Annotated in this window: 17 protein-coding genes; 13 read left to right on the plus strand and 4 right to left on the minus strand. The window is 71.3% G+C overall.

Annotated elements, in window-relative coordinates; genetic code table 11:
* The first annotated feature begins 6 nt into the window (after positions 1 to 6).
* From EV148_RS08085 to EV148_RS18450, 6 genes are all read left to right on the plus strand, one after another.
* A complete protein-coding gene (locus EV148_RS08085; protein ID WP_131996253.1) occupies positions 7 to 399 on the plus strand; it encodes a DUF4260 domain-containing protein in 393 nt (130 codons plus the stop codon).
* Positions 396 to 1,304 carry a DUF58 domain-containing protein gene (locus EV148_RS08090; protein ID WP_241988024.1) on the plus strand — a complete coding sequence of 303 codons (909 nt, stop codon included), beginning with the start codon at positions 396 to 398 and terminating at the stop codon, positions 1,302 to 1,304. Before EV148_RS08085 ends, EV148_RS08090 begins: the two co-directional genes overlap by 4 nt.
* On the plus strand, positions 1,301 to 2,464 hold the full coding sequence (locus tag EV148_RS08095) for a BatA domain-containing protein (RefSeq protein WP_131996256.1): 1,164 nt from the start codon (positions 1,301 to 1,303) through the stop codon (positions 2,462 to 2,464). The genes EV148_RS08090 and EV148_RS08095 overlap by 4 nt, the downstream gene beginning before the upstream one ends.
* On the plus strand, positions 2,461 to 4,677 hold the full coding sequence (locus EV148_RS08100) for a DUF4175 family protein (protein ID WP_131996259.1): 2,217 nt from the start codon (positions 2,461 to 2,463) through the stop codon (positions 4,675 to 4,677). Before EV148_RS08095 ends, EV148_RS08100 begins: the two co-directional genes overlap by 4 nt.
* A complete protein-coding gene (locus tag EV148_RS18445) occupies positions 4,674 to 6,422 on the plus strand; it encodes a hypothetical protein (protein ID WP_158287382.1) in 1,749 nt (582 codons plus the stop codon). The genes EV148_RS08100 and EV148_RS18445 overlap by 4 nt, the downstream gene beginning before the upstream one ends.
* A 142-nt stretch (positions 6,423 to 6,564) precedes the next feature.
* Positions 6,565 to 7,521, plus strand: coding sequence for an MBL fold metallo-hydrolase (locus EV148_RS18450; RefSeq protein ID WP_158287383.1), 957 nt, complete (start codon positions 6,565 to 6,567; stop codon positions 7,519 to 7,521).
* 32 nt (positions 7,522 to 7,553) lie between these two features.
* Here EV148_RS18450 and EV148_RS08110 read toward each other — a convergent pair whose 3' ends face one another.
* A complete protein-coding gene (locus EV148_RS08110; RefSeq protein WP_158287384.1) occupies positions 7,554 to 8,780 on the minus strand; it encodes a PDDEXK-like family protein in 1,227 nt (408 codons plus the stop codon).
* Between the two features lie 164 nt (positions 8,781 to 8,944).
* Here EV148_RS08110 and EV148_RS08115 point away from each other — a divergent pair, with 164 nt between their 5' ends.
* Positions 8,945 to 9,664, plus strand: coding sequence for a hypothetical protein (locus EV148_RS08115; protein ID WP_131996269.1), 720 nt, complete (start codon positions 8,945 to 8,947; stop codon positions 9,662 to 9,664).
* Here the strand turns inward: EV148_RS08115 and EV148_RS08120 are convergent.
* Entirely contained in the window at positions 9,650 to 10,621 is a 972-nt protein-coding gene (locus tag EV148_RS08120) for a LysR substrate-binding domain-containing protein (RefSeq protein ID WP_131996272.1), read from the minus strand. The two genes, EV148_RS08115 and EV148_RS08120, sit on opposite strands and share 15 nt — an antisense overlap.
* A 110-nt stretch (positions 10,622 to 10,731) precedes the next feature.
* Here EV148_RS08120 and EV148_RS18455 point away from each other — a divergent pair, with 110 nt between their 5' ends.
* Both EV148_RS18455 and EV148_RS08125 read left to right on the plus strand, forming a co-directional pair.
* Complete coding sequence (locus EV148_RS18455) at positions 10,732 to 10,920, plus strand: hypothetical protein (RefSeq protein WP_158287385.1); 189 nt, start codon at positions 10,732 to 10,734, stop codon at positions 10,918 to 10,920.
* A 7-nt stretch (positions 10,921 to 10,927) separates the two neighbouring features.
* The gene (locus EV148_RS08125; RefSeq protein WP_158287386.1) at positions 10,928 to 11,908 is read left to right on the plus strand and encodes a DMT family transporter; all 981 of its coding nucleotides are present in this window, start codon (positions 10,928 to 10,930) and stop codon (positions 11,906 to 11,908) included.
* Between the two features lie 130 nt (positions 11,909 to 12,038).
* On the opposite strand, the gene dinB is transcribed toward EV148_RS08125, so the two are convergent.
* The gene (gene dinB, locus EV148_RS08130; RefSeq protein ID WP_182517759.1) at positions 12,039 to 13,100 is read right to left on the minus strand and encodes a DNA polymerase IV; all 1,062 of its coding nucleotides are present in this window, start codon (positions 13,098 to 13,100) and stop codon (positions 12,039 to 12,041) included.
* Here dinB and EV148_RS08135 point away from each other — a divergent pair.
* Together EV148_RS08135 and EV148_RS08140 are read left to right on the plus strand one after the other, a co-directional pair.
* Complete coding sequence (locus tag EV148_RS08135) at positions 13,083 to 13,832, plus strand: DUF4124 domain-containing protein (protein ID WP_199222740.1); 750 nt, start codon at positions 13,083 to 13,085, stop codon at positions 13,830 to 13,832. The genes dinB and EV148_RS08135 overlap by 18 nt on opposite strands.
* A 69-nt stretch (positions 13,833 to 13,901) precedes the next feature.
* Positions 13,902 to 14,627 carry a hypothetical protein gene (locus tag EV148_RS08140; RefSeq protein WP_131996284.1) on the plus strand — a complete coding sequence of 242 codons (726 nt, stop codon included), beginning with the start codon at positions 13,902 to 13,904 and terminating at the stop codon, positions 14,625 to 14,627.
* Between the two features lie 71 nt (positions 14,628 to 14,698).
* Here EV148_RS08140 and EV148_RS08145 read toward each other — a convergent pair whose 3' ends face one another.
* Positions 14,699 to 14,926: a hypothetical protein gene (locus EV148_RS08145; protein ID WP_131996287.1), complete on the minus strand. Its 228-nt coding sequence runs from the start codon at positions 14,924 to 14,926 to the stop codon at positions 14,699 to 14,701.
* Between the two features lie 137 nt (positions 14,927 to 15,063).
* On the opposite strand from EV148_RS08145, the gene EV148_RS08150 reads away from it, so the two are divergent.
* Complete coding sequence (locus EV148_RS08150) at positions 15,064 to 15,612, plus strand: peroxiredoxin (RefSeq protein ID WP_131996290.1); 549 nt, start codon at positions 15,064 to 15,066, stop codon at positions 15,610 to 15,612.
* Positions 15,613 to 15,652: 40 nt separating this feature from the next.
* Entirely contained in the window at positions 15,653 to 16,171 is a 519-nt protein-coding gene (locus EV148_RS08155; RefSeq protein ID WP_131996293.1) for a DNA-deoxyinosine glycosylase, read from the plus strand.
* Positions 16,172 to 16,221 lie beyond the last annotated feature (50 nt).

Here is a 16,221-nt window from a genome sequence, read left to right on the forward strand (position 1 = left end):
ACGGCGATGAGCGGTGCGGCCGAAGGCGGCGTGCGTGCACTGTTGCGCGTGGAAGGCGCATGCGTGCTGTTCGCCGCATGCTGGCTCTACGCGCAATCGGGCTACGGCTGGGGCGTGTTCGCGCTCTGCTTCCTCGCACCGGACCTCGCCTTCCTCGGCTACCTCGCCGGGCCACGCGTCGGAGCTTGCTGCTACAACGCGACGCACGCCCATGTCGGCGCGATCGCGTGCTTCGTCGCGGGCCGGTTGCTCGCGCAACCCGCGTTGCTCGTCGCCGGCCTGATCTGGATCGCCCACGTGGGATTCGACCGTGCGCTCGGCTACGGCCTTAAGTACGCGAGCGGCTTCGGTGACACGCACCTCGGCCGCATCGGTCGCGCCGCGAGGCGCGCGCCGTGACGACGCCGGTGCTGGTGCCGGCCGACGTGCGCGCACGCCTGCGTGAGCTGCGCCTCGCGCTGCGCAGCCATGCGGGTGGCGACGGTCTCGGCCAGCATTCCAGCCGCAGCCGCGGCGCCGGCCTGGAGTTCGCGCAATACCGCGCCTATGAACCCGGGGACGAACCGCGGCGCATCGACTGGAAGCTGTATGCGCGCTCCGATCGCTTCTTCGTGCGCGAGGCCGAGCGCGACAGTCCGCTGACCGCGTGGATCATCGTCGACGCGAGCGCGTCGATGCGCCAGGCCGACCGCGCGCAACCCGGGCGCAGCAAGCTCGACGCCGCGAAGACGCTCGCCGCCTGCGTGATCGAACTCGCGCTGCGCCAGGGCGACCGCTTCGGCCTCGTCGTCCTCGGCGGCGATGCGCCGCGCGTCGTGCCCGCGGGTGGCGGCGCACGCCAGCGCGATCGCTGCGTGCTAGAACTCGTGCAGTGCCGGCCGGCCGGCGCATGGCCGGGCGAGGCATCGGCGCGCACGCTGTGGGAACGCGTCGCGCCGTCGTCGCTGGTCGTGCTGTTGTCGGACTTCTTCGACGAAGCGGCCGTCGTGCTCGCCGAGCGCCTGGCATCCGCACGCCGGGAGGTCGCGAGCATCCAGTTGATCGGCGCGGACGAACGCGACTTCCCGTTCGAGGGCGGCCATCGCTTCGTCGACCCCGAGTCGCCGGCCGAGCGCCGCGTCGAGGCCGGTCGCGCGCGTGCGGATTTCCTCGCCCGCTTCGCCGCGGCGCGCGCGGAGCTCGCGCGCCGGTTAACCGCGCGCGGCATCCGTCATGCCGAGTACGTGCTCGACGAGCCCGCGGACCTGCCGCTGCGTCGCCTGTTCGGTGCACGCGCGTCGGATCCCGTCGGCGAGGCGACATGAGCTTCGCCCTGCTCGCGCCGGTCGGCCTTGCTGCGCTCGCCGCATGCGCGCTGCCGATCCTCATCCATCTCGTGCGACGGTTGCAGCTCGAGCGCACCGAATTCGCCGCACTGCGCTGGATCGGCGCGGATTCGCCGCCACGACGCCGCATCCGCTTCGAGCGGCCCTGGTTGCTGCTCGTGCGCCTGCTGCTGCTCGTCGCACTCGCGCTGCTGCTCGCCCGGCCCGTGCTCGAGCACATCGAAACGACGCCCGTCGCGCGCGCCTTCGTCGTTCCCGGCGTCGCGCCGTCGATGGCGCGCGCGGCACTCGACCGCCCCGGCCTCGACCTGCGCTGGCTCGCGCCGTCGTTCCCGTCCATCGAGCAGCCACTCGCCGACACGGCCGTACCGCTCGCGAGCCTGTTGCGCGAAGCCGATGCGAGCCTGCCCGAAGGCGCGGTGTTGCGGGTCGTCGTGCCGCGCACGCTCGCCGGGCTCGACGGCGAGCGCCCCCACTTCGTCCATGCGCTCGACTGGCGCATCGTCGATGGCGCCGCGGCCGCGGCAAGCGCGGAGCCTGGAACGGTCCGCTTCGCCGTGCGCTACGCCGACGAAGAGGCAAGCGCATTGCCGTACCTGCGCGCCGCAGTCGCGGCCTGGAACGCGCGCGAGCCCGGTCGCTACGTGCTCGACGCCGCACCGGCCGCCCGCGGCATGCCCGCGGACGCGCGGTGGCTCGCGTGGCTCGCGCCTTCGCGACCCGCCGAGGTCGATGCGTGGATCGAGCGCGGCGGCGTCGCGCTCGTCACGCACGATGCGCAGGGAGAGCCGCTCTGGCGCGACGACGCCGGTGACGTCCTCGCGCGCTCGCGCCCGCTCGGTGCGGGGCGCGTCGTCGCGGTGCCGGATGTGCTGTCGCCGGCGCGGATGCCGATCGTCCTCGACGCCGGTTTCGCCACGCAGCTGCGTGACGCGCTGCGTGGCGCGGCGGTCGCGCCGGACCGCGCCGACGCCGCCGCGTACGAGCCCGTGGCCGTTCCCGGTGCCGCGCAGGCCGACGTCAGTGCGCCGGCAGGTGCGCGACGGTCGCTCGATGCCGGAATCGCGCTGCTGGTGGCCTTCCTGTTCCTGGTCGAGCGCGTGCTCGCGACGCACGTGCCGCGCGAGGTCGCCCCATGAGCCTCGATCCGCGCATCGATCGCCTGCGCCGTGCGGCGGTCGGACGGCGGTGCCTCGTCGCCTGCGCGCTCGCGCTGCCGCCGCTGGTCGCCTGCAGCGTCGTGTTCGACCGCGTGTGCGGTGCGCGCGCGGCGACCGGTCTTGCCGCGGCGGCGACCGTGGCGCTCGGCGTCGCACTGCGGCGGATCGCGCGCGGCATCGACGCGCGCTGGCTCGCGCGGGCCATCGACGCGCGCGCGCCGGCGATGGAGGACAGCACGGAGCTGTTGTTCCGCGAGCCTGGTGCACTCGCCCGCATCGAGTCGCTGCAACGCGACCGCCTGCTGCAGCGGCTCGACCGGCTCGACCTCGACCTGCGCGCGCCGTGGCCGTGGCGTGCACTCGGCGCGAGCATCGCGCTCGCCGCGCTGCTGCTCGCGATCGCCGCGCTCGCGTCCGCGTCGCGCCGCGACGGCGCCCCGGCGCCGGCCACCGCGGCGGCCTCCGCGCGCGCGGACGCGACGCGGGTCGAGGCGGTCGAGCTCGTGATCGCGCCGCCGTCGTACACGCGCCTGCCGGAGCGGCACGAGTCGTCGCTCGACGCGAAAGCGCCGCAGGATTCGAGCTTGCGCTGGCGGCTGCGTTTCGCGCCGCAACCGACGCGCGTCGCACTCGCGCTGCACGACGGTCGTCGCGTCGAGCTGCGACGCGAGGGCGACGACTGGCGTGGCGAGGTGACGCTCGCCGCGTCGATGCTCTATCGCATCGTCGTCGACGGCGCGCCCGCGCCCGCGCCCGCCGACGATCGCCTGCACCGCATCGACGCGATCGCGGACGAGGCGCCCGAGATCCGCGTGCTCTCGCCGGACAAGACGCTCGTGCTCGCCGAGCCGCAGCAGAAGATCTGGCCGCTCGCATTCGAAGCGAGCGACGACTACGGTATCGCGCGCGCCGTACTCGTCGTCACGCATGCGCAAGGCAGCGGCGAGAACATCGCGTTCAAGGAGCAGGCGGTCGAGTTGGTTGGAATGCCCGCGGAAGCCGCCCTCGCCCCACCGTCTGCTGCGCAGACGGCTCCCTCCTCTCCCGCGATGCGGAAGGGGGGCGGTGCCGGGCCGCGCGTGGTGCTGCGATATGCCCACACGCTCGATCTGGCGGCCCTTGGTTTTTCCAAGGGCGACGACGTCGTCGCGAAGGTCACGGTCACCGACAACCGCGCACCCGAACCGAATGCGACGCGCAGCCCGAGCCTGATCCTGCGCTGGCCGGCCGATCCGTCGAAGGACGGCGCCGGCCTCGACGGCATCGTGCAGAAGACGATGCCGGCCTACTTCCGCAGCCAGCGGCAGATCATCATCGACACGCAAGCGCTGCTGGCGGAGCGCGCGCAGCTCGACGATGCGAAGTTCCTCGCGCGCTCGGACACGATCGGCGTCGACCAGAAGCTGCTGCGCCTGCGCTACGGCCAGTTCCTCGGCGAGGAAGCGGAAGGGCACGCCGAACACGCGCCCGAAGGCGCGGTCGGCGGCGCCGACACGCAGGCCGGCGCGCTCGCCGCCGCGCACGAAGCGCGGGAGCAGGCGCGGCCGGGTGCAGCGGCGAGGTTCGGCGAAGCCGGCGACGTCGTCGCCGATTACGGCCACGTGCACGACATCGCCGAGGCGTCGACCCTGATCGATCCGGATACGCGCGCGACGCTGAAAGCCGCGCTCGGCGAGATGTGGCAGGCCGAACTGCACCTGCGCCAGGGCGCGCCCGCGCAGGCGCTGCCGTACGAGCAGCGCGCGCTCGACTACATCAAGCAGGTACAGCAGGCGACGCGCATCTACCTCGCGCGCGTCGGCCTCGAATTGCCCGTGCCGGACGAGGCGCGCCGCCTCGGCGGCGAGCGCAAGGACCTCGCCGACCGTGAAGGTTTGCTCGCGCCCGCGCCGGCGGGCGACGCCGCGCTGGTCGCGCTGTGGCAGGCGCTCGACGGCCGCGGCGAGGCCGACTGGGACGCGGCACAACGCGCGCTCGCCGCGCACGGCGACGGGCCCGACGTGCTCGGCGTACTCGCCGCGCTCGATCGCGCGCACCGGGAAGCGGATTGCCTCGACTGCCGCCGGGACCTGCAGGCAGCGCTGTGGCCGCTGTTGCCGGGCGTGCCCGCCGCGGCGACGACGCGTCCCGCGCCCGATGCGGCGAGCCGGGCCTATCTCGACGCGCTCGATGCCCGGGAGCCGGTGCGATGAGTACGCCGGGTTTCGTCGCCCTCCTGCTCGCGGCCGGCGTCGCCTTCGCCGCGTGGCGCAGTGCGCGCGATGGCCGGGCGCATCGCATCGCGCGCATCGTGTTGCAGGTGCTGGCCGCGACCGCACTCTGGTCCTGCCTGTATCCGCCGCCGATGCGCGAGGCGCATCGCGCCGGCGAACTCGTCGTGCTGACGCCGCGCGCGACCGCGGCGCAGATCGCCGCGCTCGGTCGCGGCGACGACGTCGTCGCGTTGCCCGGCGTAGATGCACCGCCTGCGATCGAGCGCGTGCCCGATCTCGCCGGCGCGCTGCGCCGGCATGCCGACGCCTCGCGCGTGCGCGTGGTCGGCGGCGGCCTGCCCGCGCGCGACCGCGACGCAGCACGCGGGCGCGTCGTCGCCTTCGATGCGGCGCCGTTGCCGCGTGGCTTCGTCGCGCTCGACGCGCCACGCGAAGCGCTCGCCGGCCATGCCCTGCGCATCGGCGGCCGCGTCGAAGGCGCGCCCGGCGCACGCATCGACTTGTTCGATCCCGCCGGCGCGACGGTCGCGAGCGCGAGCGCCGATGCCGACGGCGGTTTCACCCTCGCGACCAGCGCGCGGGCGGCGGGCACGCTGTCGCTGCGCCTGCGGGCGAGCGACGCGAACGGCAGCCGCATCGACGAGATCGAGGTACCGGTATCGGTGCGCGACGGCGAGCCGCTCGCCCTGCTCGTGCTCGCCGGCGCACCCGATGCGGAACTCAAGTACCTGCGCCGCTGGGCCGTCGATGCCGGCGTGCGCCTCGACAGCCGCGTTGCACTCAGCGAAGGCGTCGCGCTGGTCGAGGGCGGAACCACGCTCGATGCGGCGATGCTCGCCGCGACCGACGTCGCGCTCGTCGACGAGCGCGCATGGGCGGCGCTCGGCGCCGCGCCCAAAGCCGCCCTGCTCGCCGCGGTCGACGACGGCCTCGGCCTGCTGTTGCGCATGACCGGTCCGCTGCCGGCCGGGGTCGCGCGCGATTGGGCCGGGCTCGGCTTCGAGGTGCGTGCGAGCGGGCAGGAGGCGGTGGCGGTCGCGGTCGATCGTGCGCGCGGCGGCGGCGATGCGCGGCTTCCGTTCACGCGCCGTCCTATCGACGTGCAGGCCAGCGACGCGGCGCCGCTGCTGCGCGCCGACGATGGTTCGACGCTCGCCGCCTGGCGCGTGCGCGGCCGCGGGCGCGTGGGGCTCTGGTGGCTCGACGATGCATTCCGCCTCGCGCTCGCGGGCGAGCGCGCGCGCTACGGCACGTTGTGGAGCGACGCGCTCGCGACGCTGGCGCGGCCGCACGCGAAGGCGTCGCCACGCCTGCCGGTGCAGGCACGCGTCGACGAACGCGCCGCGTTGTGCGGCATCGGGGACGGCGCCGTGGTCGAATCGCCGGCGGGCGAGCGCAGGCCACTCGCGGTCGTCGAGCAAGCCGGCGAGCGCTGCGCCGCCTGGTGGCCGGCACAGGCGGGCTGGCACGTGCTCGTCGACGCCGCGCACCGCCATCCGGTGCACGTGCGCGCGCGCGACGATGCGCCCGCACTCGCCGCCGCCGCCGCTCACGACGCGACGCGCCTGCTCGTCGGTCCGGGCGAACCGGCCGGGCACGACACCCGTGTCGTCGCGCTGCCGCGCTGGCCGTTCTTCCTTGCCTGGCTCGCGCTTGCCGGCATGCTCTGGCTCGTCGAGCGCGCCGCGCGCGGTGACGGCGGGACCGCCACGCCGCGCGCGTGACGCGGCACGCCACGCCGGTGACCGGGCGTCCGGCGTGCCGCGGCTTCGCCTCGTCGCAATGGCGCGCGCTCCGGGACGAATGGCAGGTGCCACGAGGCCATGCGCGCGGGACGCTCGCGGCATCGTTTCGTGGAGCACGCCGATGCTGCGCCGGATCCTCTCCTGCCTCGCCGCGAGCTGTCTCGCGGCCACCCTTGCCGCGGCCGGGGACCTCGCGCCCGGCGTGCACCTCGTGCCCGGCCGCTTCGTCGCGGGCGAGCAGCCTGACGGCAATACGGTGGTGTTCGATGGCGCCGGCGCGCTCATCGTGTTCGACACGGGCCGGCATGCCGCGCACACCGACGCGATCATCGCCTATGCTCACACGCGTGCGCTGCCGGTCACCGCGATCTTCAACAGCCACTGGCACCTCGACCACGTCGGCGGCAATGCGCGCCTGCGCGAGGCGTGTCCCGGCGCGCGCGTGCACGCGAGCGGCGCGATCGAGCAGGCGATGCACGGCTTCCTCGCCAGGTACCGCGAGCAGATCGAGCAGGTGCTGGCCAAACCCGCCGGTGACGCGGCGCAGGCGACTGCGCTGCGCGGCGAGCTCGCCCTCCTCGACGCCGGTGCCGCGCTGTATCCGGACGAGCGCATCACGCGCGGCGGCACGCGCATGGTCGCGGGCCGCCGCCTGCTGGTCGGCTTCGAGACGCGCGCTGTCACCGCGGGCGATGTCTGGCTGTTCGACCCGGCCACGCGCACGCTCGCGGCCGGCGATCTCGTCACGTTGCCGGCGCCGCTGTTCGACACCGCCTGTCCCGCGCGCTGGCAGGCCGCGCTCGGTCACCTCGCGAAAGTCGACTTCGAGCGCCTCGTGCCCGGCCACGGCGCGCCGCTCACGCGCGTGCAGTTGCGCGTCTATCGCACGGCATTCGACCACTTGCTCGCGTGCAGCGCGGGGAAGGCGGCGAAAGCCGCGTGCATCGACGGCTGGATGCGCGATGCGCAATCGCTGATCCCCGCCGCCGGCGAAGAGCTCGCGCGCAACCTGCTCGACTACTACATCGACGGCGTGCTGCGTGATGCGGCGAAGAAGAAGAGCCTCTGCGCAGCCTGATGTTCACCGAAGCGGCTTGCGTGACCGGGGCGTCACTGCAATCGAAGCACCAGTCCCTTCTCGTCCAGCAGCATCGCGATCCGGGTGAATTCGTCAAGCACGCGCGCGGCGAGGTTGTTTCCGGCCGGGTCCAGTGTCTTGGCAAGGACACGGGTGAGGCCTTCTCCGGTCCTGCCACTGATTTCGAAATCCTTGAACCAGGGCCAGCGTTGGCTCGACTTTCCTTTCCAGCGCGCCTCGAGCGCACGCGCGACATCCTCGAGTTCCCGGTCGTGCGGTCGGTCGTCCTGGGGGCATATGCCGATGATGCCCTCCTTCAGGCTGTACCGTATCCCGTACCTCGCGTTCGACGTTGGTCGTATCCAGACCTGGTAGGGCTCGCCCGAATCGCCGCAATCGCCGACATGCCACGCTCGCAGCAGAGGGGTTCGCGCGACGTCCGTGACGAGATGGTCCTTCAATTTCACGAACAGGCGATTGCGTATGGCTTCTTGCGAACGCAACACGGCCATCGCGGCCGAGAAATTCTCCGCGTTGCTGACTGACCAGTCGACGACCGACCGCTGTTCTTCCATGCGCTCCTCTCCGAGCAGCTCGGTGCGAATGTAATCGGAAACGTCGTGCAGGAAGGCGCGCACCCGTTCGGCCTCGCAGACATGCGCGCATCGATCGACCCACTTCGCCAGATCGGCGGCGCCAATGCAACGCAGCGTAGGCGGACCATCCGCCGCCAAGGCCGCGACGCGCCCCGATGCCGGGATGCTCTTCTCCGAGGGAATCGAACCGTCGCGCGTGAGGTATATCAGCCGATGGTGCGAGCATTCCTTCCCGAGATGCTCGAGGTACGCCTCCACTTGGCCTTCCTGTTCTTGTGCGCAGTGGAGTTTGTTCTCGATGCCGACGATGGAATCCTGCCACTGGAGACAGATGTCGATTCGTCGCCGCGAAGCCTCGATGTGTCGGGTCGACTCTTCGAGTCTCGGCTCAGCCGACCCCAATGCTGCGGGCTCGATCTTCCAGTCCGCCAGGTGCTCCTTGGCGAACAACTCGAGGAAGGAGGCGCCTTGCCCGTGCGTGCCGCGTGGATCGAGCAGCTCCCTTATGATAGCCGACAGTCCGTATTCGTCGGTTCGCAGGAACTGCAATGCATTGAAGTCCGGCGCGAGGCGCGCGCGATCCGAATCCAGCTGGCGGCGGCGCGCGGCAAGGATTGCGCGCAGCTGTTCGAGCCGGCGCGTCGTATCGGATGCGATGGCCACGGTTCGACCCTCCTGGATTCATCGTTGCACTGGCCGCGGCCGCCCGCAACCAACGCGAAAGGCCGGGTCGAGCGTTCTACGGTCGCCGGAGCTGCCGGCGGATCGGAGAGACGAAGATGCGATGGCATGTTTCGCGTGAGTGGTTCGGTGACCGGCGGGCGCGCGTGCTGCTGCTCACCGACAGTGCGAGCGCATGGCGCTTCCGCCGGCCGCTCATGGCCGCCGGGTGCGCGCAGTTGAATGTGGACGGTGGGCGTGCAGCCGCAGCGGAGCCGCGTGGTTCGCTGGCGCATTGGCGCCCGGACCTCGTGCTCGTGTCGGTGCGTGCCGCCATGTTGCAGTCGATGTCCATGGTCCTCGCTACCGATGGTGCGGAACCGTCTCCCAGCGCATTCCTCTACCAGAGTAGCGACCGGCACTGGTCGCGCGATGCATCGACATGTCGCATACCCTTCGGCGAGCGCGAGCGGATCGCCGGGATCATCGCGCTCGTCCGTTTTCTGCGAGGGTTACGCAACGAAGGCATGCCGTGCGTAGACTTCGCCGACTTCGGCGCGTGGCTCGCACGATCACGGCACGCGACGATCGTCTTCGCGACGATGCGGGTGCCACCGGCAGGCAGGGCGAGAGCGCAGGTATTGCGGACGTGGCTGGGCAAATGGATCGATGCACTGGCCTCGCCGGTTTCAGGAGCGTTCTGCGTCGATGCACCGTTCGACGAAGACGGGGTGTCGTGCTGGCACAGCGTCGACGATGCGATGCGCAGCCTCGACGCAGGTCCCGCATTCGGCGCCATGCCTGCACGGGGGCGACCAAGCCCCTCGGCACGGCGGTTGTCGGTGGGATTCGCCGCTGCGCCCGGGAATGAATCAGGTGCGACGTGACCGCGCCGTTCGCGCCAAGCGTGCGGACTTGGCGTCCTTGCCGCCTTGCGTGCGCGCGGCGACCGGCATCGCATCGGCGGCGCCGCTGGCGCGGAATGCGGCGGCTTCCGCATGCAGCCAGTCGCGGAAGGCCTGGAAACCCTTGTGGCGGACCGACCGCTCGGGATAGACGAGGTAGTGCGCGTAGCGCGCCTTCATGCGCTCGGGGAACAGCACGACGAGGCGACCGCTTTCGACCAGCGGGCGCATCAGCGTCGCGCGGCCGAGTGAGATGCCCATGCCTTCGACGGTCGCGCGCTGCAGGGTGTCCGAATCGCTGAAGGTCGCGATGTAGCGCTTCGGTTCCTTGCCGCCGAACTGGCCGAACCAGCGCGGCCACGGATCATCCGGGCTCAACAGCGGCCAGTCGCCGAGTTCGTCCAGGCGCGGCGGGCGGCGGCCCTGCAGCAGGGCGGGGCTCGCGACCGGGGTCAGCCATTCCTCGAACAGCAGCTCGGCGGTGACGCCGTCCCAGTGGCCCGGGCCGTAGCGCAGTGCGCCGTCGAAGCGGCCGTCGGCGAAGTCGATGCGTTCGACCGACGAATCGAGGTTGAACTCGAAGTCCGGGTGCTGCTCGACGAAGCGCGGCAGGCGCGGCACCAGCCAGCTCGAGGCCAGCGACGGCAACGCGCTGATGCCGAGCACGCAGTCGCGGCGCGCGCGCAGGGGCTGCAGCGCGTCGTCGATCGCGTCCAGGTGCGCGCCGACGCGCTGCAGCAGCATCGCGCCCTCCGCCGTCGGCTTGAGCCCGCGCGGGCCGCGCACGAACAGGGTGACGCCGAGGCGTTGTTCGAGCAGGCGCACCTGGTGGCTCAGCGCGCTCACGGTCAAGTGCAGTCGCTCGGCGGCGCGCGTCATGTTGCCCGCGCGCGCGGCGGTCACGAACACCTGCAGCGCATTGAGCGGAGCGCGATCCATCTTGAATAAACCTCAAGTCTGGTTATCAAACATGTCGCTACTGCGCCATGCCGAATCGGCCTATCGTCGCGCTTGTCGGGCCAATCCCGCAAGTCGTCGGAGCCAGTGCCATGTTGAAGGAATTGAATGCCATCGCCGGTGGTCTCCTGGGTCTCAGGGGCTACCCGACGCAACCGGTGTGGTCGGGCGTGCCGCGCCGCGATGCGCCCGCCGATCACCACCCATCCATCCGCGCGCCGAAGCACGGCGCGCTTGCGCGTGACGGTCGCCCGCTCGGCCGCCATGCACTCCACAGCTGAGGCTCCCATGGACATCCGCAACCGTCCCTTCCTCGCCGCGCTGCCGCTGCTCGCGGCCGCGGCGACCATCTTCGTCTGGTCGTCGGCGTTCCCGGCGATCTCCTATGGACTGCAGGCGTTCGCGCCTGCGGAGCTCGCGTTGCTGCGCTTCCTCGTCGCCTCCGCGATCTTCGCGGTGCCGGTCGCGTCCGGCTGGATCGCCCTGCCGCCGCGGCGCGACTGGGTCGCCGTCGTCGTGCTCGCGCTGCTCGGCATGACCCTCTATCAGCTCGCGCTCGGCTATGCGATGACGCGCGTGCCGGCCGGCTCGGCCGCCGTGATCATGTCGATCGCACCGGGGGTCGTCGCCGCACTCGCCGCGCTACGCCTCGGTGAAAGCCTGGGTCGGCGCGTGCTCGTCGGCCTCGCCATCGCGTTCGTCGGCGCGCTGTTCGTGACGTTCGGTTCCGGCCATGCGATCCGTTTCGAACCGATGGCCTTGCTCGTGCTGGTCGCGGTGTTCGCGACGAGCATCTACTTCGTATTCCAGAAGCCGCTGCTGCAGCGGACGACGCCGCTCGGTTTCACGGCGGCGAGCATCTTCGTCGGCACGCTCGGCCTGTTGCCGTTCGGCCTGCACCTGCCGGAGAAGCTCGCCGCCGCATCGGCAGCGCAAGTCGCCAGCGCGATCTGGCTCGGTGTCGGCCCGACCGTGCTCGGCTACATCGCTTGGAGCTTCGCGTTGTCACGCGCACCGGTCTCGATCGTCTCGAGCTTCCTCTATGCGCAGCCGCTGATCGCCGGCGTGCTCGCCTGGCTCTGGCTCGGCCAGACCATGGGCGTGCTCGCGATCGCCGGCGGTGCGGTCACGCTCGCCGGCGTGCTGCTCACCGTGCGCGGCGCACCTAAGGCCGCGCCGGCGCCGAAGGCATCGCAGGCACCGCGCCCGGCCTCGCCCGACCTCACCTGCGCGATCGCGCCGCACGGCCCGGCGATCCAGCTGCGCTGAGGAGCGGCGTGAAAGGGGCGGAAACATGGAGCACACGAAGGCGGGCCTGCATCACCCCTTGTATTGCTTTCCCCGTGTGCGCCGTGTTTCAGGCTTTTCCGCTTTCATTCCAGCGAGAGACGACGGTGCGTCACGCGAACAGCGCCGGTTGCGTCGGCGTGTCGTCGGGGTCGCAGAAATTGGCGAGGCCGACGCCGACGAGGCGGTACAGCGTCGCCGGCGGCAACGCGACCTGTTCGCGCAGGGCGAGTGCGATGGCGACGAGTTCGTCGGCCGATTGTGGCGGTGTCTCCGGCGTGCGGCTGCGCGTGAGGATGCGGAACTCGCGCGTCTTGAGCTTGAGCACGACCGTGCGGCCGATGCGCTCGGTGCGGCGCGTCGCCGCCCAGGTGCGCGCGGCGAGGGCGCGGATCATCGGTTCGGTCGCGGCGAGCGGCACGTCGTCGGCGAACGTGTCTTCGGACGAGATCGATTGCGTCGGCCGGTCGGGCCGCACTTCGCCATGGTCGATGCCGCGCGCGAGTTCGGACAGGCGCCGGCCGTAGCGACCGAAGCGCGCTTCGAGGGCGTGCACGTCGAATGCGCGCAATTCGCCGACGGTGCGTATGCCGAGCGCGGCGAGCTTGCCGTCCATGACCTTGCCGACGCCGTGGATGCGCGCGACCGGCAGCGGTTCGAGGAAGGCCTGCACCTCGTGCGGGCGGATCACGAACAGGCCGTCCGGCTTGCGCCAGTCCGATGCGATCTTGGCGAGGAATTTCGCCGGCGCGACGCCCGCCGATGCCGTCAACGCGGTCTCTTCGCGAATCTCGGCGCGGATCGAGCGTGCGATCGCGGTCGCGCTGGGCAGTGCCGACTTGGGCTCGGTCACGTCGAGGTAGGCCTCGTCGAGTGACAGCGGCTCGACCAGGTCGGTGTGGCGCAGCATGATCGCGCGTACCTGCTGCGACACCGCCTTGTAGCGCGCGAAGTCCGGCGGCACGAAGACCGCGTCGGGGCAGAGCCGCTCGGCGCGCACGGCCGGCATCGCCGAACGCACGCCGTAGGTACGCGCCTCGTAGCTCGCCGCGCAGACGACCGAACGTGCGCCGCGCCAGGCGACGACGACCGGCCGCCCGCGCAGCGACGGATCGTCGCGCTGCTCGACCGACGCGTAGAACGCGTCCATGTCGATGTGGATGAACTTGCGCACGGCTCGGAGCTGCTGCGTCGAAGCGCGCGATGCTACTACCGGGTGCGCGGCTTCGCGCGGGCCGTTCGCACGCGTGCGAACGGAACCATCGCGCGTGTGCACGCGCGGGAATCCTACGCCATCGCACCGGCGCGGGCGATCGTGGCGCGACATGCCCGTCGCGCAGCATGGTCCGGTCTTTTCGGGAGGAAGATCATGCGTCGATGCCTGCGGATCGCGCCCTGCTGGGCGGCCTTGCTGGGGTTGATGCTCGGCACCCCTGCGCATGCGGATCCGGTCTATCGCTGTCGCAATGCACGCGGGCAGATCGCCTACCAGGATCGCGCCTGCGGCGCGGGCGAACAGCAGTCGGAAATCGCGTTCGACCCACCCCCAGCGCCCCCGGCGGCGAGCCACGGGTCCGCACGCAGCACGCAGGACCACACGCCAGAACGCGTGCACGCCGCCCACCGTCCGCGCGCCGTGGCGTCAGGCGCCGCGACGTCGTGGCAATGCCGCGCCGACGATGGGTCGGTGTTCTATCGCCATGGCCGCTGTCCCAGGACGATCACGGTGCGCGGCGCGTCACCGGGCACGAGGAGCGGCAAGGCCGCGGTGAGCGTATCGGCAACACCGTTGCCGCGTGCCGAGGCGTGCCGGCGCCTCGCACGCGAGCGCGGGCGTCCTGGTCGCGAGCACGACGAGGTCGTGTCGACCTACGAGCGCAATGCGGGGCGCGATCCCTGCCGTTGACGCGAATGCGTGACGCAGCGGGCATGCATGCGGGTAGGATGGACGTTCCATCCGTCACGGAGCCTGCCGATGCGTCGCCAGATCCCCTTTCTCGCGCTCGCCGCCGCCGTCGCCGCCTGTTCGCCGTCGCAATCCCCGTCGAACGCGGGCCAGGCGACCGCGCCGGCCGCCGCGCCGGCGGCGCCTGCGGCCGACGCGCGTCAGGCCAAGTCGCTCGAGCTCTACCGCACCTTGTACAAGGAACAACAATGGGAACTCGCCGCGCCGATCGGCAAGGAAGTCGTCGACAAGTGGCCGGACAGCGCCGCCGCGAAGGAAATCAGCGGGACGCTTGCGGACGTGACCGCGAAGGCGAGCGACATCGCGACGCGGCGGCGCCTCGTCGCGCTCTGGAGTTACCAGTCGGGCAAGGAATCGGGCGGCGACCAGGTCACGGCTTCGATCTACAGCAGTGACCTCGCCGCGGACAAGCGCGTGCGCCTGATCCTGCGCCGCCACTCGGCCTGGGGGCAGAGCGTCTACCTGTTCGGCGGCGGCAAGGGCTTCGAGTGCAAGGGCACCTGCAGCCTCGCCGCGCGTTTCGACGACAAGCCGCAGAAGATCGCTGCCTACCTTCCCGACACCGGCGAGCCGGCACTCTTCATCAAGGACGACAAGGGTTTCATCGCCAAGCTCGCCGACACGCGGAAGCTCAGCATCGACGTGACCGAGAAGGGCAAGGGACCGCGCACGCTCGTGTTCGAAGTGGGAGGCTACGACGCGTCGAAGTTTCCGCAGCTGGCGAAGAAGAAGTAGCGTCGACGCGGCGGGCGACAAAGACGAGGGCTTACGTCGCGCCCCCACACGACAGCGTCTCGGCCTGCGCCTCAAATCGCGTCCGCATCATGCGCCTCCAGCGTCACGCCGCTCGCGACGATCCGATAGTGGCGCTTCGACAGTACCTCGAGCTCCCCGCCATCGGCGAGGCAGACCTTGGCGAGGCGCTCGATGTGCGCATTCTCGTGGCTCGCCGGCTCGACGTAGACATGGATCTCGTAGTCGTTCCCGTCGCTGCCGCGGGCGTGATAGAGGTGCTTGAGGACCATGCCTGCCATGCCTTCGCTTCCACGCGCCTGCCGATCCACGCAATACCGTATCGCATCTGAATGAAAGTGCAGCGATCCCCGGTCCTCCGTGCGCGGCGGCGTAGACTGCCGCCCGACTTCGCCCCATTTCTTCCCCGGAGCCTGCCATGAAACGTTTCACCTGCCTGCTCGGTTTCGCCCTCGCGCTCTTCGTCGCGCCATCGTTCGCCGACGAACCTGCGCCTGCCGGTCCCGGCGTCGGCGATGCCGCGCCCGACTACCGCCTGCAGGACCAGAAGGGCGACTGGCACACGCTCGCGCAGGAGCGCGGCAAGTGGACCGTGCTCTATTTCTATCCCAAGGATTTCACCCCCGGCTGCACGACCGAGGTGTGCACGTTCCGCGACGACATCGTCGCCTTGCGCAAGGCGGGAGCCGATGTCTACGGCGTCAGCCTCGACGACGTGAAGTCGCACGCGGAGTTCGCCGAGAAGTACCACGTACCGTTCCGCCTGCTGTCCGACGCCGACCAGTCGACCGCGAAGGCCTACGGCGTGCTCACCACGTCCAAGTCGGGCATGAGCTATGCGCGCCGCGAAACGTTCCTCATCGACCCCGCGGGCAAGGTGGCCCGGCGCTACAAGGACGTCGATCCGAAGGAAAACTCCAAGCAGGTGCTCGCCGACCTTGCCGAACTCAAGAAGACGGCCGGCTGATCCGGCGCGCGGGAGTGCCGCCGCCGACGCGGCGCCTCGCGTGGAGAGTTTTCCTCCGCAGGTCGGCGCCGGCTGCCGGGTGCTCGTGCTCGGCACGGTGCCGAGCCTCGCCTCGCTCGCGCTGCGCCAGTCGTACGGCCACGCGCAGAACCTGTTCTGGCCGTTCATGCGGGAGCTGTTCGACGCGGGTCCTGAACTGCCGTATGCCGAGCGCATCGCGCGCCTGCATGCGCGCGGCGTCGGCATCTGGGACGTGCTCGAGCGCTGCGAGCGTCGCGGCAGCCTCGACAGCGATATCGTCGCCGCGAGCGAGGTCGCCAACGACATCCCGGGACTGCTCGCGCGCGAGCCGACCATCGCCGCGCTCGCGCTCAACGGCGCGAAGGCCTTGCAGGTCTATCGGCGCCGCATCGAACCGGCGATCGACCCATCACGCCGCGAGCGTCTCGCGGTGCTCGCGATGCCGTCGACGAGCCCGGCCAACGCGTCGATTCCGCGCGCGGACAAGCTCGCGCGCTGGCGCGAACTGCTCGCATGGACGCAGCCCGACCGGCGCTGACAGCGGTCCCGCGCCGTTCAGCTTGGCGGCGCGAGACTGCCGCCGGTCCA

The organism is Dokdonella fugitiva (genome assembly GCF_004342425.1).
GTDB classification, from domain to species: Bacteria; Pseudomonadota; Gammaproteobacteria; order Xanthomonadales; family Rhodanobacteraceae; genus Dokdonella_A; species Dokdonella_A fugitiva.

Coding starts and splice junctions, on each gene's coding strand:
- EV148_RS08085 (WP_131996253.1), top strand. CDS start 7: ATGAGCGGTGCGGCCGAAGGCGGCGTGCGTGCACTGTTGCGCGTGGAA.
- EV148_RS08095 (WP_131996256.1), top strand. CDS start 1,301: ATGAGCTTCGCCCTGCTCGCGCCGGTCGGCCTTGCTGCGCTCGCCGCA.
- EV148_RS08100 (WP_131996259.1), top strand. CDS start 2,461: ATGAGCCTCGATCCGCGCATCGATCGCCTGCGCCGTGCGGCGGTCGGA.
- EV148_RS18445 (WP_158287382.1), top strand. CDS start 4,674: ATGAGTACGCCGGGTTTCGTCGCCCTCCTGCTCGCGGCCGGCGTCGCC.
- EV148_RS18450 (WP_158287383.1), top strand. CDS start 6,565: ATGCTGCGCCGGATCCTCTCCTGCCTCGCCGCGAGCTGTCTCGCGGCC.
- EV148_RS08120 (WP_131996272.1), bottom strand. CDS start 10,621: ATGGATCGCGCTCCGCTCAATGCGCTGCAGGTGTTCGTGACCGCCGCG.
- EV148_RS18455 (WP_158287385.1), top strand. CDS start 10,732: ATGTTGAAGGAATTGAATGCCATCGCCGGTGGTCTCCTGGGTCTCAGG.
- EV148_RS08125 (WP_158287386.1), top strand. CDS start 10,928: ATGGACATCCGCAACCGTCCCTTCCTCGCCGCGCTGCCGCTGCTCGCG.
- EV148_RS08140 (WP_131996284.1), top strand. CDS start 13,902: ATGCGTCGCCAGATCCCCTTTCTCGCGCTCGCCGCCGCCGTCGCCGCC.
- EV148_RS08145 (WP_131996287.1), bottom strand. CDS start 14,926: ATGGCAGGCATGGTCCTCAAGCACCTCTATCACGCCCGCGGCAGCGAC.
- EV148_RS08150 (WP_131996290.1), top strand. CDS start 15,064: ATGAAACGTTTCACCTGCCTGCTCGGTTTCGCCCTCGCGCTCTTCGTC.